The organism is Camelimonas sp. FR25, from assembly GCF_059740505.1.
Genome location: NZ_JCAWFG010000107.1, coordinates 50,485 through 75,027, shown reverse-complemented (window position 1 = coordinate 75,027; position 24,543 = coordinate 50,485). Strand labels below are relative to the sequence as shown.

General features: G+C 66.1%; 21 protein-coding genes and 1 riboswitch. Of the genes, 10 read left to right on the top strand and 11 right to left on the bottom strand.

Going from position 1 to position 24,543, the window contains the following annotated elements:
- Positions 1-3 precede the first annotated feature (3 nt).
- The 10 genes from AC6A67_RS16520 to AC6A67_RS16475 form a co-directional block, all read right to left on the bottom strand.
- Complete coding sequence (locus AC6A67_RS16520) at positions 4-555, bottom strand: hypothetical protein (protein WP_498037657.1); 552 nt, start codon at positions 553-555, stop codon at positions 4-6.
- A 94-nt stretch (positions 556-649) separates the two neighbouring features.
- Positions 650-1,930 (bottom strand): dual-specificity RNA methyltransferase RlmN, encoded by a 1,281-nt coding sequence (gene rlmN, locus AC6A67_RS16515; protein WP_498037656.1) that lies wholly within the window; start codon positions 1,928-1,930, stop codon positions 650-652.
- A 171-nt stretch (positions 1,931-2,101) separates the two neighbouring features.
- On the bottom strand, positions 2,102-2,992 hold the full coding sequence (folD, locus tag AC6A67_RS16510; protein ID WP_498037655.1) for a bifunctional methylenetetrahydrofolate dehydrogenase/methenyltetrahydrofolate cyclohydrolase FolD: 891 nt from the start codon (positions 2,990-2,992) through the stop codon (positions 2,102-2,104).
- A 200-nt stretch (positions 2,993-3,192) separates the two neighbouring features.
- Positions 3,193-3,531 (bottom strand): DUF167 family protein, encoded by a 339-nt coding sequence (locus AC6A67_RS16505; RefSeq protein WP_498037654.1) that lies wholly within the window; start codon positions 3,529-3,531, stop codon positions 3,193-3,195.
- A gap of 6 nt (positions 3,532-3,537) precedes the next feature.
- Positions 3,538-3,828, bottom strand: coding sequence for a YggT family protein (locus AC6A67_RS16500; protein ID WP_498037653.1), 291 nt, complete (start codon positions 3,826-3,828; stop codon positions 3,538-3,540).
- 101 nt (positions 3,829-3,929) lie between these two features.
- The gene (locus AC6A67_RS16495; RefSeq protein WP_498037652.1) at positions 3,930-5,465 is read right to left on the bottom strand and encodes a VWA domain-containing protein; all 1,536 of its coding nucleotides are present in this window, start codon (positions 5,463-5,465) and stop codon (positions 3,930-3,932) included.
- 101 nt (positions 5,466-5,566) lie between these two features.
- On the bottom strand, positions 5,567-6,565 hold the full coding sequence (locus AC6A67_RS16490; RefSeq protein ID WP_498037651.1) for an AAA family ATPase: 999 nt from the start codon (positions 6,563-6,565) through the stop codon (positions 5,567-5,569).
- 161 nt (positions 6,566-6,726) lie between these two features.
- Complete coding sequence (locus AC6A67_RS16485; protein WP_498037650.1) at positions 6,727-7,758, bottom strand: acyl-CoA dehydrogenase family protein; 1,032 nt, start codon at positions 7,756-7,758, stop codon at positions 6,727-6,729.
- A 77-nt stretch (positions 7,759-7,835) separates the two neighbouring features.
- The gene (locus tag AC6A67_RS16480) at positions 7,836-9,674 is read right to left on the bottom strand and encodes an acyclic terpene utilization AtuA family protein (protein WP_498037649.1); all 1,839 of its coding nucleotides are present in this window, start codon (positions 9,672-9,674) and stop codon (positions 7,836-7,838) included.
- A gap of 243 nt (positions 9,675-9,917) precedes the next feature.
- The gene (locus AC6A67_RS16475; protein ID WP_498037648.1) at positions 9,918-10,844 is read right to left on the bottom strand and encodes a glutamine amidotransferase; all 927 of its coding nucleotides are present in this window, start codon (positions 10,842-10,844) and stop codon (positions 9,918-9,920) included.
- 563 nt (positions 10,845-11,407) lie between these two features.
- Between AC6A67_RS16475 and AC6A67_RS16470 the strand changes: the two genes are divergently transcribed.
- From AC6A67_RS16470 to AC6A67_RS16455, 4 genes are all read left to right on the top strand, one after another.
- Positions 11,408-11,740 carry a hypothetical protein gene (locus AC6A67_RS16470; RefSeq protein WP_498037647.1) on the top strand — a complete coding sequence of 111 codons (333 nt, stop codon included), beginning with the start codon at positions 11,408-11,410 and terminating at the stop codon, positions 11,738-11,740.
- Positions 11,741-12,168: 428 nt separating this feature from the next.
- Positions 12,169-13,512, top strand: a complete 1,344-nt coding sequence (locus AC6A67_RS16465; RefSeq protein WP_498037646.1) for a cytochrome P450 — start codon at positions 12,169-12,171, stop codon at positions 13,510-13,512.
- A gap of 120 nt (positions 13,513-13,632) precedes the next feature.
- Positions 13,633-14,745, top strand: coding sequence for an NAD(P)-dependent alcohol dehydrogenase (locus tag AC6A67_RS16460; protein ID WP_498037645.1), 1,113 nt, complete (start codon positions 13,633-13,635; stop codon positions 14,743-14,745).
- An 80-nt stretch (positions 14,746-14,825) separates the two neighbouring features.
- Positions 14,826-16,244: an aldehyde dehydrogenase family protein gene (locus AC6A67_RS16455; protein ID WP_498037644.1), complete on the top strand. Its 1,419-nt coding sequence runs from the start codon at positions 14,826-14,828 to the stop codon at positions 16,242-16,244.
- A gap of 108 nt (positions 16,245-16,352) precedes the next feature.
- On the opposite strand, the gene AC6A67_RS16450 is transcribed toward AC6A67_RS16455, so the two are convergent.
- The gene (locus tag AC6A67_RS16450; protein ID WP_498037643.1) at positions 16,353-17,243 is read right to left on the bottom strand and encodes a LysR family transcriptional regulator; all 891 of its coding nucleotides are present in this window, start codon (positions 17,241-17,243) and stop codon (positions 16,353-16,355) included.
- A gap of 205 nt (positions 17,244-17,448) precedes the next feature.
- On the opposite strand from AC6A67_RS16450, the gene atzF reads away from it, so the two are divergent.
- From atzF to AC6A67_RS16420, 6 genes are all read left to right on the top strand, one after another.
- Entirely contained in the window at positions 17,449-19,335 is a 1,887-nt protein-coding gene (gene atzF, locus AC6A67_RS16445; RefSeq protein WP_498037642.1) for an allophanate hydrolase, read from the top strand.
- Positions 19,336-19,366: 31 nt separating this feature from the next.
- Complete coding sequence (locus tag AC6A67_RS16440) at positions 19,367-20,332, top strand: ABC transporter substrate-binding protein (protein WP_498037641.1); 966 nt, start codon at positions 19,367-19,369, stop codon at positions 20,330-20,332.
- 8 nt (positions 20,333-20,340) lie between these two features.
- Positions 20,341-21,186 (top strand): ABC transporter permease, encoded by an 846-nt coding sequence (locus AC6A67_RS16435; protein ID WP_498037678.1) that lies wholly within the window; start codon positions 20,341-20,343, stop codon positions 21,184-21,186.
- Positions 21,179-21,958 carry an ABC transporter ATP-binding protein gene (locus AC6A67_RS16430; protein ID WP_498037640.1) on the top strand — a complete coding sequence of 260 codons (780 nt, stop codon included), beginning with the start codon at positions 21,179-21,181 and terminating at the stop codon, positions 21,956-21,958. Before AC6A67_RS16435 ends, AC6A67_RS16430 begins: the two co-directional genes overlap by 8 nt.
- 157 nt (positions 21,959-22,115) lie before the next feature.
- Complete coding sequence (locus AC6A67_RS16425) at positions 22,116-22,931, top strand: alpha/beta hydrolase (protein WP_498037639.1); 816 nt, start codon at positions 22,116-22,118, stop codon at positions 22,929-22,931.
- A 331-nt stretch (positions 22,932-23,262) separates the two neighbouring features.
- A riboswitch (guanidine-I (ykkC/yxkD leader) is annotated at positions 23,263-23,371 on the top strand.
- A 72-nt stretch (positions 23,372-23,443) separates the two neighbouring features.
- Complete coding sequence (locus AC6A67_RS16420; RefSeq protein WP_498037638.1) at positions 23,444-24,520, top strand: putative urea ABC transporter substrate-binding protein; 1,077 nt, start codon at positions 23,444-23,446, stop codon at positions 24,518-24,520.
- Positions 24,521-24,543: the final 23 nt, after the last annotated feature.

Here is a 24,543-nt window from a genome sequence, read left to right as displayed (position 1 = left end):
GGCTCAGGGGCGCGGCGCATCGGCGCCGCCTGGCGCCGTCCCGGCAAGGGGAGCCGCGGGCCCTGACGCCTCGCCCCGTCCCTCGCCAGCGCTGCGGCCCGCCACCAGCCAATAGGCCAGACCGGCCATGGCGCCGCACAGAAACAGCGCCAGCGTCACCCGCCCCTCGCCCCAATTGCCCGAAAACGCGCCTGAGCCATAGCCCGACCGCGCCAGCCACGGCAGACAGGCGGTGACCGCGCCGGTCGCGCCAGAATACCAGACGAAAGAACGCACGCGGGTGATCTCGCCGATCAGGCCGATGAGCGTCACTGGACCTGCGAGCACCAGAGCCATGATGGTCCAGATCCGCGCCAGCATGTCGAAGGCGGCGCGCGGATCGTCATAGGCGAAGGCGTAATTGAACGCGTAATCAATGAATGAGCGGGCGGCGAAACCAACCATGGCGCCGAAGCCAGGCTCAACAATGGCGGCGAAGCCAAGGGTCAGCGCGCCGACGGCGAAGGCGCAACACAAAGCGAAGAGGATGAGAAACGCCCGACCGATCACGCCCATGCTGGCTCCTCGCTTGCTGCCCGGCGCACGCCGGGGTCAGTGTGTCGCCCGTGGCGCGCAAGTTGCGCGTATGGCTCTGCGACGCCCCAGCTGCTCAGGCCTGCGCGTCCGGCGCGCCGCCCTCTTCCAGCATTAGCCGGGCGCGCGCCCGCAGCTTCTCGGTTTCGCTCTTCAGCTGCCCACAGGCGGCGAAAATGTCGCGACCGCGTGGCGTGCGCACCGGGCTGGCGTAGCCGGCCCGGAAAACGATCTCCGAGAACGCCTCAATAGTGTCCCAGTCGGAGCACTCATATTTCGTGCCCGGCCAGGGATTGAACGGGATCAGATTAATCTTGGCCGGGATGCCCTTGAGCAGCCGCACCAGCTCCCGCGCGTGGGCCGGGCTGTCGTTGACGCCCTTCAGCATCACATATTCGAAGGTGATGCGCCTGGCGTTCGACAGGCCTGGATAGTTGCGGCAGGCCTCCAGCACCTCGTCAATCTTGTATTTTTTGTTCAGCGGCACGAGGCCATCGCGGATGTCATTGCTGGTGGCGTGCAGCGAAATCGCCAGCATCGTGCCGATCTCGGCGCCTGCCTTCGCGAGCATCGGCGCGACGCCTGCCGTCGACAACGTGATGCGCCGTTTGCCAAGGCCAATGCCGTCGCCATCGCTGATGGTGTCGACTGCGGTTTTGACATTGTCGAAATTATACAGCGGCTCGCCCATGCCCATCAGCACGATGTTGGTGACGAGACGGCCCGCTGGCGCAGCATCATCGTCCTCATGCTGGACGGCTTTGGAGGCCTTGTTGGGCCCAGGTGCATTCCAGTCGCCGAGCCGGTCGCGCGCCACCATGACCTGGCCGACAATCTCGGCGTCTGTCAGGTTGCGGACCAGGCGCTGGGTGCCGGTGTGGCAGAAGGTGCAGGTCAGCGTGCAGCCAACCTGGCTCGACACGCAAAGCGTGCCGCGATCCGCTTCCGGAATATAGACGCACTCAATCTCGGCGCCCTTGTCGTGCGGCCCGGTCGACGGCATGCGCATCAGCCATTTACGGGTGCCGTCGACCGAAATCTGCTCCGAGATCACCTCGGGGCGCTCGATGCTGTAGTGCTCGGCCAGCGTCGCCCGCAGCGCCTTGGAGATGGTGGTCATCTCGTCGAAGCTGGTGACGCCGCGCACATAGATCCAGTTGAACAATTGCGCCGCGCGCATGCGCTGTTCTTTCTCCGGCACGCCAATATCGGCCATGGCCTGCCTGAGACCGGCGCGCGACAATCCGGCCAGCGAGCGGCGCGCGGGCGCGGCCAGCTGGGTCGCCGACGCAGCCGCCGCCACCGGTGCGGCGGCCTCGCGGCGGGCGGGAGAATTGATGTCGAGCAACACGGTCATGGCGGTCCGGAACACTGGTCAGGGTGGCGGACTGGCTGCAGCCCCCGCCCCGGAAAACGATTGAACAATGGCGGCGCGCCGCCATGGTCGCGACGTGTCGCCAGTATTTGGCTGCGGCGCTCTGTGGGTGATCGCCGCTGCATGCACAGCAGTTTAGCGCGCCTTGTCGCCTCAGAATGTGGGCGGGGTAAGGCCGCGACGCAAGCTCGCCGCCGTCAGCGTGTTGGCCAGCAGGCAGGCGATGGTCATCGGGCCGACGCCGCCTGGCACGGGGGTGATCGCGCCAGCAACAGCCTTGGCCTCGTGGAAAGCGACGTCGCCGACGAGGCGGGTCTTGCCCTCGCCCTTCTCGGGCGCCGGGATGCGGTTGATGCCGACGTCGATCACCACGGCGCCTGGCTTGATAAAGTCGGCCTTGATCATTTCGGGGCGGCCAACGGCGGCGACCAGCACATCGGCGCTACGGCAGACCTCGGCCAGATTTTTGGTGCGCGAATGGGCGATGGTGACCGTGGCGTTGGCGGCCAGCAGCAGCTGGGCGATCGGCTTGCCGACCAGATTGGAGCGGCCCACCACCACGGCGTTTTTGCCCGACAGGTCCGGGAGCACCGATCTGATCAGCATCATCGACCCCAGCGGCGTGCAGGGCACGAGGCCAACGGCGCCATTGGCCAGCCGGCCGGCATTGGCGTGGGTGAGGCCATCGACATCCTTGTCCGGATGGATGGCGGCGATCACCGGCTCGGCGTCAAGGCCAGCGGGCAGCGGCAGCTGCACCAGGATGCCGTCGACGGCAGGATCGGCGTTGAGCTGGGCGACCAGCGCCTCAAGGTCCTTCTGCGCGACGTCGGCGGGCAGGCGATGCTCGAACGAGCGCATGCCGACTTCCACAGTCTGGCGCGCCTTGGAGCCGACATAGACCTCGCTGGCCGGATCATTGCCGACCAGCACCACGGCGAGGCCCGGATGCACGCCGTCGGCCTTCATCTTCTCAACAACGCCGGCGATGCGGCCGCGCAGGCCTTCCGCGAAGCTCTTGCCGTCAATGATGGTCGCGCTCATGGGCATTCTCCAGGGCCGCGATCGCTCCGCAACAGTCGGGCGTCTCGCGCGGGCTCGAAACAAACGGACAAAGACCGGACAGGTCTTGACGCCCCGCCGGCCTCGCATTGATCTGGAACGTGGTCAGGCGTTACGCCTGTCGCGATTGTCCTGACCGGTCTGGACGCCATTGTCCAGTCAAACCAGCGCGTTTGCGCCGATCAGCCGCCCGTATGCCGCGCCAGCGTCGCCGCCATCAGCTCAAGCTCTGCTGCATCACCGCTGATGCTCAACGCCTTGACCCGCGCGGTGTGCCCGGCCGTCACCCTGACCTGCGAGGCGGAGACGCCGAGGGTTTTGGCGAGCAGCTTCACCAGAGCGGCGTTGGCCTGGCCATCCTCAGGCGCCGCCCGCACCCGGGCCTTCAGCACCGGCCGGCCATCATCGCGGATGGCGACGCCGTCAAGGCCGTCGCGCCCGCCGCGCGGCGTCAGGCGGACGAACAGGCGCAGCTCGCCCTGCTCGATGCGCCAGGGGCGCTCGACCGGCGCTTGCGTCATCGCCGATCAGATCACTGCGGGGTAGAGGTAGAGCGTGATCACGCGCTGCACGAAGAAGATGATCAGCAGCAGGATCACCGGCGACACGTCGACCCCGCCCAGATTGGGCAGGATGTTCCGGATCGGTCGCAGGGCAGGTTCGGTGACCCGCTCCAGAAACTGCCAGATGCTGCGCACAAAATCATTGCGCACATTGATGACGTTGAAGGCGACCAGCCAGCTCAGGATCGCCGACGCGATAATGAGCCAGGTGTAAATCTCAAGAACGACCATCAGGACGTCGAGAATTGCGCGCATAAGGCCTCTCACCAACAACAGATTCCAGCCGCCGGTTTAAACCGGAACCTGGCGGGGAACAAGCGCCGCGCCAGGCGCGGGCCAGCGCGGTCACACCGTCGTCACACCGCCGTGCGCAGCAGGTCGGTCACCACCCGCTCCAGCTCCTTGAGCGAGCCGCAACTGATGGTGCGGTTGCAGTATGCGGCGTAGGTCGGCATGACGCTGTCGCCAGTGCCCCAGCGGCTGCGGTGCTCGGGATTGAGGAACAGGACGCGCTTGGCCCGCTGCTGGATACGCTTGAGGATCTCCGCCTGCGGATCGCCGTTATTGTTGCGGGCGTCGCCGAGGATGATCACCGTGGTGCGGCGGTCCACGTCGTCCATGGCCAGCTGCTCAAAGTCGCGCAGCGCGTGGCCGTAGTCGGTGGAGCCGCCGAAGCGCTGCATGGTCCTGCCCATGGCCACGTCGGGCGGATAGTTCTCGAACAGCTCCGTCACTTCGCCGAGATTGCTGGAGAATGCGAAGGAGCGCACCTCCGGCAGCACCTCGTGCAGCGAATGCAGGAACAGCAGAAGGAAGCGCGACACCTGGGCCACCGAGCCCGAGACGTCGCAGACCAGCATCACCTTGGGCCGGTCGACTTTAGTGCGCTTCCAGATGGTGTGGAACGGCACGCCCTCGAACTGGATGTTGGAGCGGATGGTGCGCCGGGCGTCGAGCGTGCCGCGCCGCGCCCTGGTCTTGCGGCGCGAGTGCAGCGACACCAGTCGCTTGGCCATCTTGCGCACCAGCGTCTGCATGATCTGCATGTCGGAGCGGTCGATCATGCCGATACGCTGGCTGGCCAGCATGTCCTCGCGCAGCCGGCGGCCTTCATTGCCGGCGAACAGCTGCAGCTGGGTTTCCACATAATCCCGCACCTGCTCATGCAGGCCCGAGCGCAGACCACGCAGCCGTGTGGCGCGGGCAGCGGCGGCGGCGTTGGAGCCGCCCTCCGCCTGGTCGATCCAGCGGCCAAGCTCCTCGCTGCCCATCAATTGCAGGATGCGCCACTGATACATGCCGCGCTGGGTGAAGAATTTGATGTCGGACAGGCCCGCCTGTTGCGAGGCCTCGGCGAGCCGCAACGCCAGCCGCGCGCTGTCGCCGCTCTCCAGCAATTGCGCCAGCTCCTCGGCCAGCGGCAGGCTCTCGCCCTGCGGCGTCGCCACCGGCGCGGCGTCACCGCCCTGACCGTCGGGCGTCTCGCCGCCCTTTCCCTTGCCTTTGCCTTCGCCCTTGCCGGTCGCCTTGCCCGAGCCCTGGCCAGAGCCGCCAGCGGAGGCCATGCCGGTGATGGCGGCGTCATCCTCATTACCGTCGGCGTTGTCCTCGGCGCCGTCATCGTCGCTGTCGTCGCCCTGCTGCTGGTCACGCTCCGCCTGCTCAGGCGGGGTGAACGGCGCGAAGGCGAAGAATTTGTCGAAAACCTCCCAGAACGCCGCCTTGTCGCCATCGGATTTGGCCAGCGCCTGGCTCAGGCCATGGGCCAGCAGCAGGCGGTCGTCATAGCCAACCAGACCCAGCACTGACTCGGCGTCGATGACCTCGGACGGCGATATGCGCACGTCCGCCTCGCGCAGCGCCTTGATGAACTCGCCGAGAACCTGGGTCATGGCGTTGTGTTTCCCTGGCGCGCGCGGCGCAGATATGTTGTGGCGACGGCGGCGGGGCCGCCGTCGGCTGGATGACGCTGGACGCCCGCAAGTGGCGACGGTTAGCGCAGGCTGGATTTGGCCTTGCCGACGAGGTCGTTGAGCTTCTCGCCGACGCGCTCGATGTCATCCTGGAACTTCAGCAGCACGTTGAGCGTGTCCTCGACCAGCTTGCGATCCAGCTCCCGGGCGTGCAGCAGCACCAGCGTACGGGCCCAGTCGATGGTTTCGCTGATCGCCGGGACCTTCTTGAGATCCAGCTCGCGCAGCGACTGCACGAAGCTGACCAGCTGCGTCTGTAGCCTCTCTTCGGCCTCTGGCACCCGCGAACGGATAATCGCCCGCTCCAGCGCCTGGTCCGGGAACGGGATATGCAGGTGCAGGCAACGGCGCTTCAGCGCGTCCGACAAATCGCGGGTGTTGTTGGAGGTCAGGAACACGATCGGCTTGACGCGCGCCGTGATGACGCCCAGCTCCGGGATCGAGATCTGGTAGTCCGACAGCATCTCCAGCAGGAACGCCTCGAACTCCTCGTCGGACTTATCGATCTCGTCGATCAGCAGCACGGCGCCTTCCGGCTGCCACAGCGCCTTGAGCAGCGGGCGCGGCTCGAGGAATTCTTCCGAGAAGAACGTGTCGTCGAACTCGTGCAGGCGCGCCACCGACGCCTTCAGGCCTTCGGCGCCCGACAGCACGTCAGCCAGCTTGTCCTTCAGCACCTGGGTGTAGAGCAGCTGCTTGGAGTATTTCCACTCATACAGCGCCTTGGCCTCATCCAGCCCCTCATAGCACTGCAGGCGGATCAGCGGCTTGCCGGTGATGGCGCTGACGGCTTTGGCCAGCTCGGTCTTGCCGACGCCGGGCGGGCCTTCGACCAGCATCGGCTTGCCGAGATTCTGCGAGATAAACAGCGCCGTGGCGATGGCGTCAGAGGAAATATAGCCCTGCTGGCCGAGCAGGCGGTGGATGTCGGCGACGCTGTCGGCCGGCGAACGCGCGCCGTCATTGGCGGCGCGCGGACCCTCTGCGCCTTGCGCAGTCTGGTGAATGGCGGTGGTCATGAAACTGTTCGGGCCTCTTTATCCGGATCAGCGCGCTGCCGGTCGTCGCTTGCCAACTGCGCCATGGCGCCGTTGATGATTGGGCCGCCGGACGTGACCAGGCGGCGTGAATATCATTGCGGCGCCCGCCTGCTGCGGCGCGGCGCCTTCAGTGCGCCAGCTCAGTGGCCGGCGCGAACGCCTGTCGCCAGCCGCTCCTGATAAGCGGCGCGGGCGTGCCTCGCCACGGTGGCCCATAGCGCGAACCACTTGAGCAGGCGCTGCGCCTCCGGCTGGCTGGCGCCGTCGCCTGGCAGCGCCTCAAGCCGCTCGAGCGCCAGCGACAGCACATTCTTGACGCCGACGATGGTGGCGATGTCGTGCTGGTCGCGACCTGGCCCGCGATCCAGCGCCCGCGCCGCCGTCTCCGCTCCCTGCCGCATCAGCGCAGCAAAGCCCGCCAGCGCGCCAATATCGCCATTGGCCTCGGCAGGCGCCGCAGCGGCCACACGCGTCAGCAGCAGGTCAAAGGCAGCGGACTGAGCGCTCAGGCCGACAGAATCTTCCAATGTCCGAAACGGCAAGGCAAGCGCGACGAATGCATCGCCATCGACCGGCAACAGCGCCTCATCGGGAAGCGCCACATCATTGAGCGCCACCGGGCAATGCTTGCCGTGCTTGCCCGCGTCCTCACCAGCCTGGATATCAAGGCCAGGCGCATCGCGCGGCGTCAGAAAGGCGCCGAAGCGCTTGCGACCGTCGATCTCCTCGACGATGGCGATGACGATGATCAGCCCGGCCACCGGGGCATTGGTCACCCAGGCCTTGCGGCCATTCAACCGCCAGCCGCTCGCGGTTTTCTCGGCGCGGGTCTTGAGCAGCTTCGGTCGGGCCCCGGCGTCGGGCTCAGACACCGCCAGCGACAGGGCGATGATCTCGCCCGAGGTGAGCAACGGCAGCCAGCGCTGCTTCTGCGCCTCGGAGCCGCGCTCGCCGATGAACGAGCGGCAGGCGATCTGGCGCACGGCGTAGCCGATGCCGATGGTCGGATCGCCGGACTCAAGCGTGAGCTGACGCGAGGCCTCAGCGATGTCGGCATAGCCGCCGCCGTCGCCCCAGGGCGCTGGAATGCCGACACGGAACATGCCGCGTTGGCGCATGTCTTCCATCCATTCGCCCGCGCTCTTGCGCGTCGTGGCCGCCTGATCGCTCATGCCTTCCCCCTGGTTGCGGCGCGGCCTCTGTCCGGACTGACGTCCGCCGGGCCGCCTGCGCGATGTCTTTTGCCCGGTTAGCCCGCGGCGGCGCCTGTGGTCTGCGGCCTGACCAGCGCCAGCAGGCTGGCCGGAACCTTCACCTGCATGTCGAGCAATTGCTGCGCCTTGCCCTTGGCCAGCGGGTCCATGCGCAGGCTGGCGAACTGGCCGCCGCCGAGCGCATCGAGCAGGTGGAAGTTCAGGGCGTTCATGCCCGGCAGCTCATAGGCGCGCACCTCTGGATTGGCGCCGCCTTCGAGCTCGTGAGCGAAGAAAGTGAGCAGCGCCTCTTTGGTCAGGGCGTTGCGGATCACAGGCAGCAGCGCCGGATGGCGGGCGATGACGCCAATATTGAAGGCGTCGCCCTTGTCGCCCGAGCGCGCCCAGGCGATGTCGACCAGCGGAACTTCCACCAGATCGTCATTGGCCGGCAGATCGGCGACGGCGACCTCAGGGCGCGCCAATGCCGCCGGGTCGAACGGCGCCGGCGACGGGCCTTCCTGCACGACGATATTCCTGTCGCCGATGGAGACCACCGGCGTCAGCTCGCTGCGCGGCAGCAGGAAGGAATAGACCCGCGCCACTGGCGAGATCGCCGGACGACCGCCGAACCAGCCGGTGGTGCCGACAGACATCGACGTGGTCGGCGCATCGAATTCGCGCAGGAACAGATCCATGGCGCGCCGATCATCGTGTTCAACGCCGATGCGGCTGACCACTTCGCGCGGGCGCAGATCGCGGGCCTGGGCGCCATAGCTGGCTTCGGCGCCAAGGATTTCGACGCGCGTGGCGCGGAATGGGCCAAGGTTGCGCTGGCGCAGCAGTTCGTCGAGCCGGATCAGCACCGCCTCAGCCTGGCGCTGCGCCTTGCGGGCCGCATCGCGCCCCACTACCGGCATCGGCGCGATGCAGCGCCAGCCGTCGGTATAGGTCACCGACACCTTGTAGCTGCCGGAGGGCGCATAGCCCCTGGTGTTGTCGACCAGCACGCGATTGTCGCCGACCGAGGTCACAGTCACACCCGAGAAATCGCACACCACATCTGGCAGCGCGTAGGCCTGCGGATCGCCAACCTCGTACAAAATCTGCTCGGCGACCACGGCGGGGGTGACGAGGCCGCCTGTGCCCGGCGGCTTGGTGACGATGAAGCTGCCGTCGGCGTGGCATTCGATCACCGGATAGCCGATGTGGGCCCAGTCCGGCACGTCTTCCCAGTCGGTGAACAGGCCGCCCGTGGCCTGGGCGCCGCACTCAATGACGTGACCCGCAAGCGAACCTGCGGCCAGTTGGTCGTAATCCGTGTCCTTCCAGCCAAATTCATGGATCAGCGGCCCGAGCGTCAGGCTGGAATCCACCACGCGGCCAGTGATGACCACATCGGCGCCTTCGGCCAGCGCCCGGGCGATCGGGAAGCCGCCGAGATAAGCGTTGGCGCTGAGAATACTGTCGGCCTGCGGGAAGGCGTCGCCCTTGAACATCTCGCTCTGGCCAGCGAACTCGCCGACGCGACCCAGCAGATCGTCGCCCTCGATCACCGCGATGCGGAAGGAGAAGCCGGCCTCAGCCGCAATCTTCTCCATGCGGGCGCGGCAGGCGTGCGGATTGACGCCGCCAGCGTTGGTGACGATTTTCACCTTGTGCTCGCGGATGGCCGCCAGATTGTCTTTCCAGACCCAGTCGGTGAAATCGCGGGCGTAACCCTCGGCCGGCGCCTTGCGGCGCACGCGGCCCAGCACCGACATGGTGGCCTCGGCCAGATAGTCGAGGATCAGATAATCAAGCTGTCCGCCAGCGATCAGCTGTGGCGCGGCGACGGAGGAATCGCCAAGGAACCCACCTGCTCCGCCGATCCTTACGGCTTTGACGCGCCCCATGCCTGTTTCTCCCGAACAATCGCTTGATTGGGAGCAACGTTACATGGCTTCCGCTTCACCGGCAACGCGCGCCGCCTGACAGGCCGCGCTCTTGCGCCCCAGCCAGGCCCCCAGCGCATGGCGCAAGGCTCCAGCGCATGGCTCGCGGCGCGGGCCACGCCCAGGCAGCCGGGCGACGTGTGGCAAGGCGCCCGTAAGCAGGACGCTGACGCCGCTTCTTCGCCATGCGTCGACGACACCCGATCAGCCGCTGCGACGCAGCGGCCGTGGCGTCGCTGGCGGGGCGACATGCGCTGCGCCGACGGTTTCCTCCAAGGCCTGATCGCCGTGGCGCGGCGGCGCCAAAGGCGTGGCCGCGGCGGGATGGGTCGCATGGCCGCTGTCCGCCGCGAGGCCGGCCGGCGCGCCGCTCTCCAGCCAGTGGTCGAGGAACATGCCCAGCCACAACCGCACCGCCGGGTCATACATGAAGCGGCCGCGGTGATGCAGGTGGGCCGGCTGGGCCCCTGGCGCGTTCAGACGCGCCGCCGCCAGCGTGGTCCAGCGGTAGACCATGGCGTGGGTGACTTCCGGATGGAACTGGAAACCGAAGGCGCTGTCGCCGACCCGGATCGCCTGCACCGGAAAATCATCGCCCTCGGCCAGCGCAACAGCGCCGCGCGGCGCGTCAAAGCCTTCGCGGTGCCAGTGGTAGACATGGGTCGGCCACGGCGCCCCCAGGTCGTCAGCGAAGGCGTGTCCCTCACTGGTCGGGCGGATCGGATAATAGCCGATCTCCATCAGGCCGCCCTGATGGGTCGATACCTTGCCGCCGAGATGTCGCGCCAGCATCTGTGCGCCGAGGCACAGCCCGAGGAGCGGCTTGTTCTCCTTAAGCGCGACGCCGATGAAATCGGTCTCGGTTTTCAGCCAGTCATCCGGGTCATTGGCGCTCATCGGGCCGCCAAAAATCACCACGCCGGCATGCAGGGCCAGGGTTTCCGGCAGCGGGTCGCCGAAGCGCGGCCGGCGGATGTCCAGCGGATGTCCGCGCTCGGCGAGCAGGCGACCGACGCGGCCCGGCGTCGAGCCCTCCTGATGCAGGATGATCAGCACCGGCAGGCGTTCCGCGCGCGCCGCCGGACGCCGGATCAGCCGGTCATTTCTCCCCACCAGTCCTGTTGCGCGCATGTCCATGCTGTCCGTCCCGTTGACCACCTGCAACCAGTGCGCCGCCAGTCGGCTGACGCGATCACCCGCCCTGGCCTGTAGCCTCGCTGGCATCCCGCACCGCACAGCCGCGGTCCCAATGCCGCCGCAGCTGATTCAATATCAGACTAGACGGCGGAACCAGCGGCGCCGACGTTTTTCTGCGGTCGCGCGCTGTCGGGAACAATGTGCGCCGCTGGGCTGACTATCGCCATGACAGCGACCGGGCGCATTCATCCGGCTCATGCGCGCCACAGGCGCCGATCGGCGCAGCCATGCTGCTGTAGCGACAACAAGACCATGAGAATCATTAACAATTCTGATTTGACTCGCGACCCGGCGCGCTGTCGAATGGCCGCGCCGTCATCATCGTCGCCGCCCGCCCTCGGCCAGCAGGCGCATGGTGGCGGTGACGGCGGCGAAAGGGTGTGATGATGCACGAATGCGGCGTGAACCTGGCGATCAAGGATCATGACGCACGTCGAGCCGGCGCGTCGCCTGCGCCTGGGCAGCGAAGGGCGTGGATATTGAGGGAACTGAACCGATTGACCGGGTGCGGAAGCCTGGGCCCTCTCACCAGCCTGGGCGCCATCGCCGCCTTGTGGTTCGCTGCAAGTCTGTCGCCGGCCGTCGCGGCGCTGGCGCCCAATTACCAGCGTCTGGCCGAAATGCGCGCCATTCTCGATAGCCCGGAGGTGCAGGAGGCGTTTGACGTGCGGCGCCCGCTTGAGGGCCTGGCCTATCTCGGCCCAGACCATTACCAGGCCAATGGCGGCGGCTGCCAGCTGGACATCCGCCTGGTCGGCGTCGCCATGCCCGACGGCATGGTCGGCGCGCGCCGGTTCAAGGTGCAGGCCGGCAGACTGGCCTGTCGATAGCGTCCTGGCCAGCAGATGACGTCCGCGCTGATACTAGAACCCGCTGGGTATGACTCATCGGGTTCTGGTTAAGCCCGTGCGGCGCCTGAGCATTTCAGGATGCGGATGCGTCAGCATCTTCGCATCCTGGTAAGAGGCGATGTTTGCCTCGGGCCGGAGAGGAACCGCCAATTCTTGAGGGCTCGCGCCATTTGGGCGCCAGCCGCGAAGTTGCGCGCGCCCGGGTGATTGTGGCCCTGCAAAGCCCATCGACGGCATTCGACTTTTTGTGAATAGGAATATTGAAAAATTGAATAGCGAAGATGTAGCGCGAGACACGTGTACCGCATAAGCTCCTGCAGGCTGTAAAACGGTAAAAGCCGGCAGCACATGATGCATGACTACATCGAAAAAACCCGGAACATCCGGGCGCGAGCGGAGGGAAACCCATGACGCAGCAGACGGCGGCGGTCGCGAGCAATGACACGCCCATCGACATTCCGGAGCACATCGCTGTCGCGCTGGTGACGCCGCGCAGCTATTCCAACGGCGAAACCACGGAGGCGCACCGCTGGCTGCGCGCCAATAATCCGCTGGGGCGCGCCACTGTTGAAGGTTACGACCCGTTCTGGGTGGTGACGAAATTCGAGGACCTGTCGGCGATCTCGCGCAACAACAAGCTGTTCCTGAGCGGCGAGCGCCAGACGACGCTGACCGACCAGCGTGGCGACAAGCGGGCGCGCGAGATCACCGGCGGCTCGCCGCATCTGGTGCGGTCGCTGGTGCAGATGGATGCGCCGGACCACCCCAAATATCGCGCCCTGACCCAGGGCTGGTTCATGCCGCAGAACGTCAAGAAGCTCGAAGCGGCCATTCGCGGCATCGCCCGCAAGAATGTTGAGAAATTTCTCGCCTCGAACGGTTCGTGCGATTTCGTCAAGGACGTGGCGCTGGGCTATCCGCTGCATGTCATCATGAGCATTCTCGGCGTGCCTGAGGAAGATGAGCTGCGCATGCTCAAGCTCACCCAGGAGCTGTTCGGCGCACGAGATCCGGAGCAGGCCCGCGTTATGGGCGAGATGTCGCCGGAACAGCTGGCGATGATCCTGAAGATGGTGCTCGATGACTTCGCCAATTACTTTGGCGCCATCAGCGAAGCGCGCCGCAAGGAGCCACGGGACGATCTGGCGACGGTGATCGCCAACGCCATCGTCGACGGTGAGCCGATCTCCGATCGGGAAGCAGCGGGCTATTACACCATCGTGGCGACCGCGGGCCATGACACCACCTCGACCACCACCGCCACCGCCATGGCGGCGCTGGCTGACGATCCGGAACTGCTACGTCAGCTCAAGGAAGATCCCGCGAAGATCGGCGCTTTCATCGACGAGGCCATCCGCTGGGCGGCGCCGGTGAAGACCTTCATGCGCTCGGCTTCGGAGGACACGGAGTTGCGTGGCCGCAAGATCGCCAAGGGCGACTGGATCATGCTGTGCTACGAATCCGCCAATCGCGACGAGGAGGTGTTTGAGAACCCCTACCAGTTCCGTCTCGATCGTAGCCCGAACCGGCAGATCTCCTTTGGCGCCGGCGGCCATGTCTGTCTCGGCCAGCATCTGGCGCGTATGGAAATGCGCATTCTGTTCGAAGAATTGCTGCCGCACATCAGCGCCGTGCGTCGCAATGGCGAGCAGCGGATCTCCGAGGGTGTGTTCGTCGTCGGCCTGAAGACGCTGCCGATCGCCTGGGAGCGTGACCCCTCGGCGCCTGCGCCCGAACGCGCTGCAGCGTAACGCTCCGAACCGCAAGGGGCGCGGTGCGTCCGCGCCCTCCAATCTTGCTGCGCCGTCGCCGCGCGCCCGCTTTATGCTGCGGACGCGCCGTCGGGTCGCATCTGCTTGCAGGATCAGGCCATGAAAGTTCAGGCTGCGGTCGCCGTCGGCGCCGGACAACCCTTTGAAATCACCACCCTTGAGCTCGATGACCCGCGCGATGACGAGGTGCTGGTGCGCATCCTCGGCGTCGGCGTGTGTCATACCGACCTCGTGTTCCGCGAGGCGGGCATGATCGCCTCGCCAGCCGTGTTCGGCCATGAAGGCTCGGGCATCGTCGAGAAAGTTGGCGCGGGCATCAGCAAATTTGCGCCAGGCGACCGGGTGGCGATCACTTTCCGCTCCTGTGGCGCCTGCGTGCGCTGCAATTGTGGCGACGCCGCCTACTGCCTGACCATGCCGATGCTGAACTACGCCGGCATGCGTACCGATGGCAGCAAGGCTTTCCGCGCCGACGACGGCCAGGAGGTCAGCAGCAATTTCTTTGGCCAGTCGTCCTTCGCCACCCATGCGCTGACCTATGAGCGCAATCTGGTGAAGATCCCCGACGATCTGCCGCTGGAGCTGATGGGGCCGCTGGGCTGCGGCATCCAGACCGGCGCAGGCGGCGTCATGCGCTCGCTAGCCTGCGAGGAAGGCTCCGCGCTGTTGATCACCGGCGGCGGTCCAGTCGGTCTTGCGGCGGTGATGGGCGCCAAAATCCGCAAATGTGGCGTGGTGATCCTGGTGGAGCCTGTCGAGGCCCGACGCAAGCTGGCGATGGAATTCGGCGCCACCCATGTGATCGACCCCACCACGACGGAGGATGTCGCCGCCGCCGTGCGCGCCATTGTGCCTGACGGCGTCAATTACGCCTTCGACACCACTGGCCTGCCACAGGTGCACGCAGCGATCATGGGATCGCTTGGCCCCAAGGGCACGGTGGGGCTCGTCGGCGTGGCGGCGCCGGAGCAGAAATTGCCTGGCGACGTCAATACGCTGATGACCTTTGGCCATAGCATCAAGGGCATTATCGAGGGCGACAGCGACCCGGAGGCGTTCCTGCCTGAGCTGCTGCAACATTATCGCAATGGCGACCTGCCCTTCGACCGCATGATCCGGACCTATCCGTTCAGCCAGATCAATGAGGCGATCGTCGCCCAGCACATGGGTGAATGCATCAAAGTGGTTCTGTTAATGGATCAGGCGGCGTAAGCTGTTGTTTCAACGATCAGATATGACTAGGGCGCCGCGCGGTGCGGCGATGCCCTGGCGGTTCATCGGGGAGGTGCGCCATGGTGTTCAATGACGTTTATGAGATGACGATCAACGGTCGCGGCGTCGCTGGCGCTGCAACGATTGACGTCATCAATCCGGCGACTGGCGAGGTGTTCGCCAAGGCGCCGGACTGTTCGCCCGAACAGCTTGATGAAGCCGTCGCGGCGGCGAAAGCAGCCTACAAGACCTGGCGCGACACACCGATCGAGGAGCGTCAGGCGCTGGTGCGCAAGGCTGGCGAAGCCATCGCCGCCAATGCCGAAGCGCTGGCCCGCCTGTTCACCCGCGAACAGGGCCGGCCTGTCGACGCCGCCATGCTCGAAGTGCAGGGCGCCGCGCAATGGCTGCAGGCGGTGTCGCAGATGACGCCGCCGGTGCATGTGGCCGAGGATTCGGACGCGCAATATATCGAGACGCGCTATGTGCCGCTTGGCGTGGTTTGCGCCATCGCGCCATGGAACTTCCCGCTGACCATGGCGACGTGGAAGCTGGCGCCGGCGCTGGTGGCTGGCAACACCATGGTGCTCAAGCCGTCGCCGTTCACGCCGCTGTGCACGCTGAAGCTGGGCGAAATCTTCCGCGATATCTTCCCGCCTGGCGTGATCAACATCATCTCCGGCGGCGACCAGCTCGGGCCGCAGATGACGGCGCATCCGGGCTTCGCCAAGATCTCCTTCACCGGCTCGACCGCCACCGGCAAAAGGGTGATGGAATCGGCCGCCAAGGATCTGAAGCGGGTGACGCTGGAGCTTGGCGGCAATGACGCCGCGATCGTGCTGCCGGACGTCGACCTCGACGACGTGGCCCAGAAGATTTTCTTCGGCGCCTTCTACAACACCGCGCAGATTTGCGTCGCCACCAAGCGGCTCTATGTGCATGAGGACGTCTATGAGGGGCTGCGCGACCGCCTCGCCGGCATCGCCAAGGCGGTGAAGGTGGGCGACGGCGCCGAGCAGGGAACGGTGCTGGGCCCGATCCAGAACCGCCGCCAGTATGAGCGGGTGCTCAATCTGCTGGAGGACGCGAAGAAGAACAATCTGACGCTGATCCAGGGCGCCGACGTGCCTGACAACGCCGGCTATTTCATCCCGGTGACCATCGTCGACAACCCGCCGGAAGACTCGCGTGTGGTGCAGGAGGAGGCGTTTGGCCCGGTGCTGCCAATGCTGAAATTCAGCGACATTGAGGATGTGATCGAGCGCGCCAACGCCAGCGACTACGGACTCGCCGGCGCCGTGTGGGCGAAGGACACGGACAAGGCGGTGGAGATCGCCCGCCGTATCGAGACCGGCACGGTGTGGATCAATCATAACCTCAACCTGCGTCCGGATACGCCGTTCGGTGGTCACAAGCAGAGCGGCTTCGGCGTGGAGAACGGCATGGATGGCCTGCTGGAGTTCATGGCGCCCCAGTCGATCTATGTGGCGCGTGGCTGACGCCTGAGCCTCGGCGTCGGCGTTTAACGCCCAAGGTTGATTGCGACAGGCCCGCCTCACCGGCGGGCCTGTTTGCGTAAGGCAATGGCGGCAGGTGACCGTGGCCGATCAGCCAGCCATTGATCGCAGCACCTGCTCGACAAATTTCGCGGCGGCGACCGGCAGGGTGCGACCGCGCAACTGGCCGACGACGATCTGCGCTGGCGCCATGTCGCGCAGGTCAATGTCGCGGGCAGCCAGCCGGGGGTCCTGCAATGGGATGCCGGGGCGGATCTGAAAGCTGACCACGTGCTCCTGCAGGGCGTAACCGCGCATCGCCTCAAACGAGCCGGTCTCCAGCGCCACCTGCACCGGCAGCGACAGCCGCATGCGGGCCGCGTCGAACAGCCGGCGCACCGCCAGGGTGCGGTCTGGCATGATCACCGGCCAGCGCAGGCAATCACGCAGCCGCACGGGTCCTGGCTTTTCCGCCAGGGGATGATCGGCGGCGAACACGGCGCACACCGGCTCATCCAGCGCCAGCAAGGTCTGGAACTCCGGCGCTGGCGGCGGCTGCAGCGCCACCGCCAGATCGGCCTCAAAAGATGTCAGCACCGGAGTGAGATTGGCGTAATCACGCACAATCAGGCTGAACGACACCAACGGGTGCGCGGCCCGGTAAGCGGCGATCTGGGTTGGCAGGAATTCATGGGCGAAGGCCTGGCTGCAGGCCACCGAGACATGCCCGCGTCGCACGCCTGACAGATCGGCGATCTGGGTGCGGATGCGCTCGAAATCCGAGAGCTGGTCGCGGATATGCCGCACCACCAGCTCGCCCGCCGGATTGAGGCGCATGCCATGGGGCAGGCGCTCGAACAGCTCCACCCCCATCTCCTGCTCAAAATCCTGGATTTTTCGCGTCAGCGCCGACGGCGTCAGCGCCAGCCGCTCGGCGCTCTTGCGGATCGAGCCGCTTTTGGCGACGTCGAGAATGCACTCGAAGGTGCGCAGATGCTTCATGGAACGGCCCTGTCTTCCCGCAGCGCCGCGGACGCAGGCTTCCTCCAGAAATGTAGGAGAGCCGTCGATCCATGAGGCTGCAATCATTGCCGTTTACACTAGCTGTTGCGTTTTAGGAAACAGCTTGTTCAAAAACGAGCAATAGACGTCAACAGCCGCCGCAGCCACTCTGTCTCCCGTAGCCAACAGCCGACCGGAGACGACGATGTCCGCAGCGCCCGCCCTTCTTTTCGCAGACATCCCCGCCCGGGTGGCTGCCTACCAGGCTGGACGTGACGCTGGCGCCGATCTGCGCGCTGTCTGCGCGGCGCTGGCCGCCGCCCAGCCAACCAACGCCTTCATTTCACTCACGCCGCTCGCCGAGGTTGAAGCCATGCTCGCCGCCGCGACCGCGCGACGCGCCGCTGGCGAGGAATTGCCGCTGTTCGGCGTGCCGTTTGCGGTGAAGGACAATATCGATGTCGCCGGCCAGCCGACCACGGCCGCCTGCCCGGCTTTCGCCTATACGCCAGCGACCTCCGCGACGGCGGTGGCGCGGCTGGTCGCCGCCGGGGCCATCCCGGTGGGCAAGACCAATCTCGACCAGTTCGCCACCGGCCTGAACGGCACGCGCTCCCCCTATGGCGCCCCTGCCTCGGCGCTGGACGCCACGCGGGTGTCCGGCGGTTCGAGCTCCGGTTCGGCGGTGGCCGTGGCGTTGGGGCTCGTGCCCTTCGCCCTCGGCACCGACACTGCAGGCTCTGGCCGGGTGCCCGCGGCGTTCAACAATGTGGTGGGCCTGAAGCCCAGCAAGGGCCTGATCAGCGCCAGCGGCGTGCTGCCCGCGTGCCGCTCGCTCGACTGCGTCTCGGTGTTCGCCGGCGGCGTCGCGGACGCCCTGCTGGTGACGCGGATCGCCGCTGGTTTCGACGCCAGCGACGCCTTTTCCCGCAAGGCGCCAGTGGGCGCGCTGGTCGCCACGGCGCCGCATACCTTCCGCTTTGGCGTCATCGACGCCGACACGCTGGCGCAATGCGATGGCGAATATCGCGCCGCATACGCCGCATCGGTCGAGCGGCTTGCAGCGCTCGGCGGCGAGGCCGTGGCCATTGACTGGTCGCCGCTGCGTGACGCCGCCGCTTTGCTCTACAACGGCCCATGGGTGGCCGAACGCCTCGCCGCCATCGCGCCGTTCATGGCGGGCCACGCTGAAGACGTGCACGAGGTGGTGCGCGGCATCATCTCCCAGGGCGGCGATTACAGCGCTGTTGACGCCTTCAACGGCCAGTACCAGCTCGCCAGCCTGCGCCGCGCCGCCGACGCCATCTGGGACGCCGTCGACATTTTGCTGGTTCCAACCACGCCTGGACACCCCACCCTTGCGGCGATGCTCGCCGACCCGGTGGCGCAGAATTCGCGCCTTGGGCTGTTCACCAACTTCGTCAATCTGATGGATCTGGCGGCGCTCGCCATTCCGTCGGACCGCGCCGCCAATGGCCTGCCGACTGGCGTGACGTTGATCGGGCCAGCGTTCAGCGACGGGCGGCTCGCCGCCATCGGTGATCTGCTGCACCGCGCCGTGGCCGGCGCCACGATCGGCGCAACCACGACGCCGCTGGCCAGGGCCAGCGACGTGGTTGGCCTCGGCGGCGCCGGGGCAGGATGGGCCGGTTTTGCGGGGGCCGGTTTTGAAGGCGCCGGTTCCGCAGGCGCCGATGATGACAGCATCGTTCTCGCCGTTGTTGGCGCGCATCTGCGCGGCCAGCCGCTCAACTGGCAGCTTACGCAGCGTAATGCTGAGTTTTTAGGCGCCGCAAAAACAGGCAATGGCTACAGCCTGTACGCCCTTCAGGGCACGGTCCCGCCCAAGCCGGGGCTGGCCCGCGATGAAGGCCCGGGCGGCATTGAACTTGAGCTTTGGAAGCTGTCGCCGGCGGCGTTTGGCACGTTTGTTGCTGAGATACCCGCGCCACTGGGCATCGGCTCGGTCGAACTCGACGACGGCCGCGTCGTCAAAGGATTTCTCTGCGAGGCCTACGCCCTGAACGGGGCCCGCAACATCACCGCATTTGGCGGCTGGCGCGCCTACAGGTCCGCCGCCACCGCCGCCTGAACAGACATCACCGGAACAGGAGCCCCACATCATGATCCAGCGCAGACAGTTTCTGATGGGCGCCGTCGCAGGCCTCGCCGCCCCCGCCATCCTTGGCCGCAGCGCCATCGCCCAGTCCGGCAAGCCGGTGGTGATCCGCATGGGCACCCTGAAGCTCATCCACTCCATCGCCCCCTATTTCTACGAGCAGTTCACCCCAGCTGGTTACAGGATCGACGTGATCCCGTTCGAGAGCCCGACGGAAGGCAAGAACGCTGTTGTGACCAGGTCGGTTGATTTCGGCATGTTCGGCATCGCCGCCGGCCTGCTGGGCGCCTCAGCTGGCGAGCCGGTCGCCTTGGTGGCGGGCGCCTGCAACAAGGGCGTCGGCGTGGTGGCCGCCAAGAACAGCGACATCAACACGGTGAAGGACCTCAAGGGCAAGCGCGTCGCCATCTGGCCGGGCTCGACCCAGGAAATGTTCATCCTCGAGCGCATGAGCCAGGAGGGCATGACCATCAAGGACATCACCCCAGTGCGCATCTCCTTCTCCGAAATGCACGCGGCGCTGGCGCGCGGCGATGTCGACGCCTATGTCGGCGCCGAGCCAGCCCCTGGCGTCAGCCTGTCGACGGGCGTCGGCAAGATCGTTGAATATCCCTATGGCACCTCACTCGGCGCGTTGAACATGATCACCGCCACCCACAAGGACAATCTGGCCGCCAAGCCGGAAGAGCTGAAGGTGCTGCTTGAGGTGCACCGCAAGGCCTGCGAATTCGCCATGGCCAACCGCGACCGCATGGCCGAAATGGCGGTGGCGAAGCTGGGGCAGAAGCCCGACGCCATCGCCGCTTCGGTTCCAAACGTCGATTTGGTTTGGGACTTCACGCCTGAGGACCGCAAGCGCGGCGAGACCTACGCCCAGCGCATGCTCGACCTGAAGCAGATCCGTCGCCTGCCGGATTTCGCCTCCTTCTTCCAGACCGCTGGCGTCGACAGGCTTGGAGGCCGGGCATGACCATGGTGATGCATGGAGCGCCTGAGCGCGAGGAGGGAGCCACGCGCTTCCTCTTCCCCGGCTTCAGGGGCCTGGGCAACCGCCTGGGCAATCTCGCCCTCGCGCTGGCCTTTCCCGCCGCCATCCTCGCCGGCTGGCATTTCGCAACAACGGGCGAACAATATTCGCTGGTGCCGCCGCCGGCCGAAGTCGCCCGGGCGACCTGGGACCTGGCGTTCGGCGGCATCTATGATGACGCCTTCAGCCAGACGCTGCTGACCCATGTGCTGGCCTCGGTCGGCCGGGTGCTCGGCGGTTTCGGGCTCGCCGTGCTGGTCGCTCTGCCGCTGGGTCTGTTGATTGGCCGCGTGCCGTTCGTGCGCAAGCTGGTCGACCCCACCTTGCAGATCCTGCGGCCGATTCCAGTGACCGCCTGGTTGCCGCTGGCGATGATCCTGTTCGGCATTGGGCCGCGCTCGGCCTTCTTCCTGGTGTTTCTCGGGGCGTTCTACCCGATCCTGATCAACACCGTGTTTGGCGTGCGCAATGTCGAAAACCGGCTGTTTGAGGCCGCCAGCATGCTCGGCTGCAAGGGATCGGCGCAGTTCACCCGTGTGGTCTTGCCCGCGTCGCTGCCGGCCATCTTCACCGGCCTGCGGCTGGGCCTCGGCTTCGCCTGGGTGGTCATCGTCATCGGCGAGATGACCGGCGTGCAGACGGGGCTTGGGGCCATCATCATGGAAGCCCGTCAGCTCTCCCGCACCGAGATCGTTATCGCTGGCATGGTCGCCATCGGCATCCTTGGTTTTATCTCAGACCGCCTTGTCATGATGCTGGGCCGTCGCCTGCTCTCGTGGAGTCCGAACCATGTCTAAGGCCACCACGCCAATCCTAGAGATGCGCAACGTCTCCAAGAGCTTCGACTTTAACGGCCAGCGCATTCAGGCCCTCAGCGGCGCCAATCTGACCGTGGAGAAGGGCGAGTTCATCTGCCTGATCGGCGCTTCAGGTTGCGGCAAGTCCACCCTGCTGCGCATCGCGGCGGGATTTGAAACCCCAACCTCTGGCGATGTGCTGATGTGGGGCAAGCCCATCGAGGGACCTGACCCGTCGCGCGGCATGGTGTTTCAGGATTACGGCCTGTTTCCCTGGCTGACGGTGCGCGGCAACATCGCCTTCGGGCTGGTGTCGCGCGGACGCCCCAGGGAGGAGATCGCCGACACGGTGCAGCGTTACATCGATGTAGTGGGCCTTGGAAAGTTCGCCGACGCCTATCCGCACCAGCTCTCCGGCGGCATGAAGCAGCGCGTCGCCATTGCCCGCGTGCTGGCCAATGACGCCGAAGTGGTGCTGATGGACGAGCCCTTCGGCGCCCTTGACGCCATGACCCGCGACCGCCTGCAGGACGAGCTGCTGGAATTGTGGGCGTCGACTGGCCTGACGGTGCTGTTCGTCACCCACTCGATCGAGGAGGCGGTGTTCCTGTCAGACCGCGTTGTGGCGATGTCGCCTGGGCCTGGCCGCATCGACAGTGAATTGCTGCTCGAGTTGCCGCGGCCGCGCAGTGTGGCTTCACCCGAGTTCAACGCCATTCGCGCCGATCTCAACATGCGGCTGCACAGCCACCACGCCCGCAAGGCAGCCTGAACCCGTCGGTCTGACGACAATGTGCGACCAGTCGCCAGGCCCCGTTGCAGCGGGGCCTGGCGTTTTGTTTCGCCGGCTGCCCTATTTCACAGGTGATCCGATGACGTCCGCAGCCTTTGCCCCGCTCCCTGGATTTGCCCAAGTGGAATGGCGCAGCATGAACCAGGCGGCGCGCGACGCCGCCTATAACAACACCGCCGCCGTCGCCCGCAGCGGCGCATGGCTCGCCCAATGGGCGGAGCGCAGCGCCGGCTTACGCGCCAGCAGTCCGGGCCACGTTGAGGCCGCATACGGCGCAGGCGAACGCCACCGCATCGATGTAATGCGCTCGGGCAGGTCTGGGGCGCCGCTGTTCGTGTTCATCCATGGCGGCTATTGGCAGCGCAATTGCAAGGAGACGTTCACCTGCATGGCGGAGGGCTTGCTGGCGCACGGCGTCGATGTGGCGCTGCCTGGCTACACGCTCGCGCCCGACGCCGACATGACCCGGATCGTCGCTGAAGTCCATGACGCGGTGCGCTATCTGCGATGCGAGGCGACAGCGCTGGGATTGTCATGTAGCCGGCTTATTGTTTCGGGGTGGTCGGCCGGCGGACATCTGGCCGCGTCATGCATGGCCCTGCCGGAAGTCGACGCCGGTTTCGCCATATCCGGCATCTTCGACCTTGAGCCGATCGCCCACACCTATCTGAATGCGGCGCTGCGCCTGTCGGACGATGAGATCGCGGCTTTCAGCCCGCTACGGCATCCGCCGACCGGGGGCGGGCCGCTGACCATGGCGTGGGGCGAGGCGGAATTGCCGGAGTTGCAACGGCAATCGCGTCAGATGCTCGCCACCTGCGTTGCGGCGGGCGTCGCCTGTCGGGGCGCCCCCATCGCCGGCGCCGATCATTTCAGTATTCTGGACGGGCTGACCCAGCCCGATGGGCCATTGACCCGCGAGGCGCTGGCGTTGCTCGCCGCGCTGCCGTGACGCGCAAGCCAAGTCGGGCGCCTGTTTCAACATCACTGTGCCTCTGACAGGGCGCCTGCATCGCAGGCGCCCTACGTATTTCCACGTAGCTGCGGCAGCGCCTGGTGATCGCGCAAGCGCAAGGTCACGTATTCGTCACCTAACGTAAGCATTGACGCAGACACGCCATGGACCGTCGCGCCGCAGGACGTTGTCTATTCAGACAAACCCGCGCCAGTCATCGCAATACACCACGTGAGCTCAACCCGCCGGATGCAAATGATCCCGACCGCGCCGTGATATATCACACTCGGATACAGCTGTTGGCACACCCCTTGCTTGAATGCCCCCAGAGTTAAGCGGCTAGGGTTCCGGCGTCCGTCAGGACGCGCTGGTCCGAGAGCTGCAACCGGCGGGGAGACAATCCGCCGGTCGCACGGCGGGACAAAAGCCCGGGAGACCTCGCAACCAGGGGACTGGTTCGACGATGGTTTTCGTCCCGTCCCCTTCTGGCGAACAACAGAGGGACGGCCATGCAGGTATTTTCCAGAATAGCGACGATGGCGGCCTTGGGCATCGCACTGGGCTTCAGCGCATTCTCTGGCGCTGACGCCGCGCCGAAGAAGAGTTTCAAGGTAGCGTGGTCGATCTACGCCGGCTGGATGCCGTGGGGCTATGCAGCGGAAGCGGGCATCGTCACCAGATGGGCGGACAAGTATGGCCTGAAGATCGAGGTCACGCAGTTCAACGATTACGTTGAATCGATCAACCAGTACACGGCGGGCGCCTATGACGCCGTGACCATCACCAATATGGACGCGCTATCTATTCCGGCGGCCGGCGGCGTTGACACCACCGCCCTGATCGTCGGCGACTTCTCCAATGGCAACGACGCCGTGATCATGAAGGGCAAGGCGGAGCTCGCCGCCCTCAAGGGGCAGAATATCAATCTGGTGGAGTTCTCGGTGTCGCATTATCTGCTCGCCCGCGCGCTGGAGAAGGCGGGGATGAGCGAGCGCGACGTCAAGGTGATCAACACCTCGGACGCCGATCTGGTCGCTGCGTGGAAGACCCCCGATGTCACCACCGTCGTCACCTGGAACCCGTTGGCGGCGACCATCGTTGAAGACAGCGCCGCCAAGAAGGTGTTCGACAGCGCCCAGATTCCTGGCGAGATCATCGATCTGCTCGTCGCCAATACTGAAGTGCTCAAGGACAACCCTGATTTCGCCAGGGCGCTGACCGGCATCTGGTACGAAACTCTCGCGCTGATGACCGCCGACAGCCCCGAAGGCAAGGCGGCGCGCGAGGCCATGGCCAGGGCGTCTGGCGGTGATCTCGCCAGCTTTGAGGCGCAGCTGGCCGCCACCCGCCTGTTCGTCAGACCGGACGACGCCGTGGGCTTTGTGCGCTCGCCAGAACTCGAGACAGCGATGAACCGGGTGCGCACCTTCCTGTTCGACAAGGGCCTGCTCGGCCAGGGCGCACCGTCGGCTGACTTCGTCGGTATCGAACTGCCAGGCGGCAAGATTCTCGGCGACAAGGGCAATGTGAAGCTGCGCTTTTCCGACGCGCACATGGCCGCCGCTGGCGCGCCCGCGGGCAAGTAAGCCCCGGCGCTGCAACGACGGCA

Coding starts and splice junctions, on each gene's coding strand:
- AC6A67_RS16520 (WP_498037657.1), bottom strand. CDS start 555: ATGGGCGTGATCGGTCGGGCGTTTCTCATCCTCTTCGCTTTGTGTTGC.
- rlmN (WP_498037656.1), bottom strand. CDS start 1,930: ATGACCGTGTTGCTCGACATCAATTCTCCCGCCCGCCGCGAGGCCGCC.
- folD (WP_498037655.1), bottom strand. CDS start 2,992: ATGAGCGCGACCATCATTGACGGCAAGAGCTTCGCGGAAGGCCTGCGC.
- AC6A67_RS16505 (WP_498037654.1), bottom strand. CDS start 3,531: ATGACGCAAGCGCCGGTCGAGCGCCCCTGGCGCATCGAGCAGGGCGAG.
- AC6A67_RS16500 (WP_498037653.1), bottom strand. CDS start 3,828: ATGCGCGCAATTCTCGACGTCCTGATGGTCGTTCTTGAGATTTACACC.
- AC6A67_RS16495 (WP_498037652.1), bottom strand. CDS start 5,465: ATGACCCAGGTTCTCGGCGAGTTCATCAAGGCGCTGCGCGAGGCGGAC.
- AC6A67_RS16490 (WP_498037651.1), bottom strand. CDS start 6,565: ATGACCACCGCCATTCACCAGACTGCGCAAGGCGCAGAGGGTCCGCGC.
- AC6A67_RS16485 (WP_498037650.1), bottom strand. CDS start 7,758: ATGAGCGATCAGGCGGCCACGACGCGCAAGAGCGCGGGCGAATGGATG.
- AC6A67_RS16480 (WP_498037649.1), bottom strand. CDS start 9,674: ATGGGGCGCGTCAAAGCCGTAAGGATCGGCGGAGCAGGTGGGTTCCTT.
- AC6A67_RS16475 (WP_498037648.1), bottom strand. CDS start 10,844: ATGCGCGCAACAGGACTGGTGGGGAGAAATGACCGGCTGATCCGGCGT.
- AC6A67_RS16465 (WP_498037646.1), top strand. CDS start 12,169: ATGACGCAGCAGACGGCGGCGGTCGCGAGCAATGACACGCCCATCGAC.
- AC6A67_RS16460 (WP_498037645.1), top strand. CDS start 13,633: ATGAAAGTTCAGGCTGCGGTCGCCGTCGGCGCCGGACAACCCTTTGAA.
- AC6A67_RS16455 (WP_498037644.1), top strand. CDS start 14,826: ATGGTGTTCAATGACGTTTATGAGATGACGATCAACGGTCGCGGCGTC.
- AC6A67_RS16450 (WP_498037643.1), bottom strand. CDS start 17,243: ATGAAGCATCTGCGCACCTTCGAGTGCATTCTCGACGTCGCCAAAAGC.
- atzF (WP_498037642.1), top strand. CDS start 17,449: ATGTCCGCAGCGCCCGCCCTTCTTTTCGCAGACATCCCCGCCCGGGTG.
- AC6A67_RS16440 (WP_498037641.1), top strand. CDS start 19,367: ATGATCCAGCGCAGACAGTTTCTGATGGGCGCCGTCGCAGGCCTCGCC.
- AC6A67_RS16435 (WP_498037678.1), top strand. CDS start 20,341: ATGCATGGAGCGCCTGAGCGCGAGGAGGGAGCCACGCGCTTCCTCTTC.
- AC6A67_RS16430 (WP_498037640.1), top strand. CDS start 21,179: ATGTCTAAGGCCACCACGCCAATCCTAGAGATGCGCAACGTCTCCAAG.
- AC6A67_RS16425 (WP_498037639.1), top strand. CDS start 22,116: ATGAACCAGGCGGCGCGCGACGCCGCCTATAACAACACCGCCGCCGTC.
- AC6A67_RS16420 (WP_498037638.1), top strand. CDS start 23,444: ATGCAGGTATTTTCCAGAATAGCGACGATGGCGGCCTTGGGCATCGCA.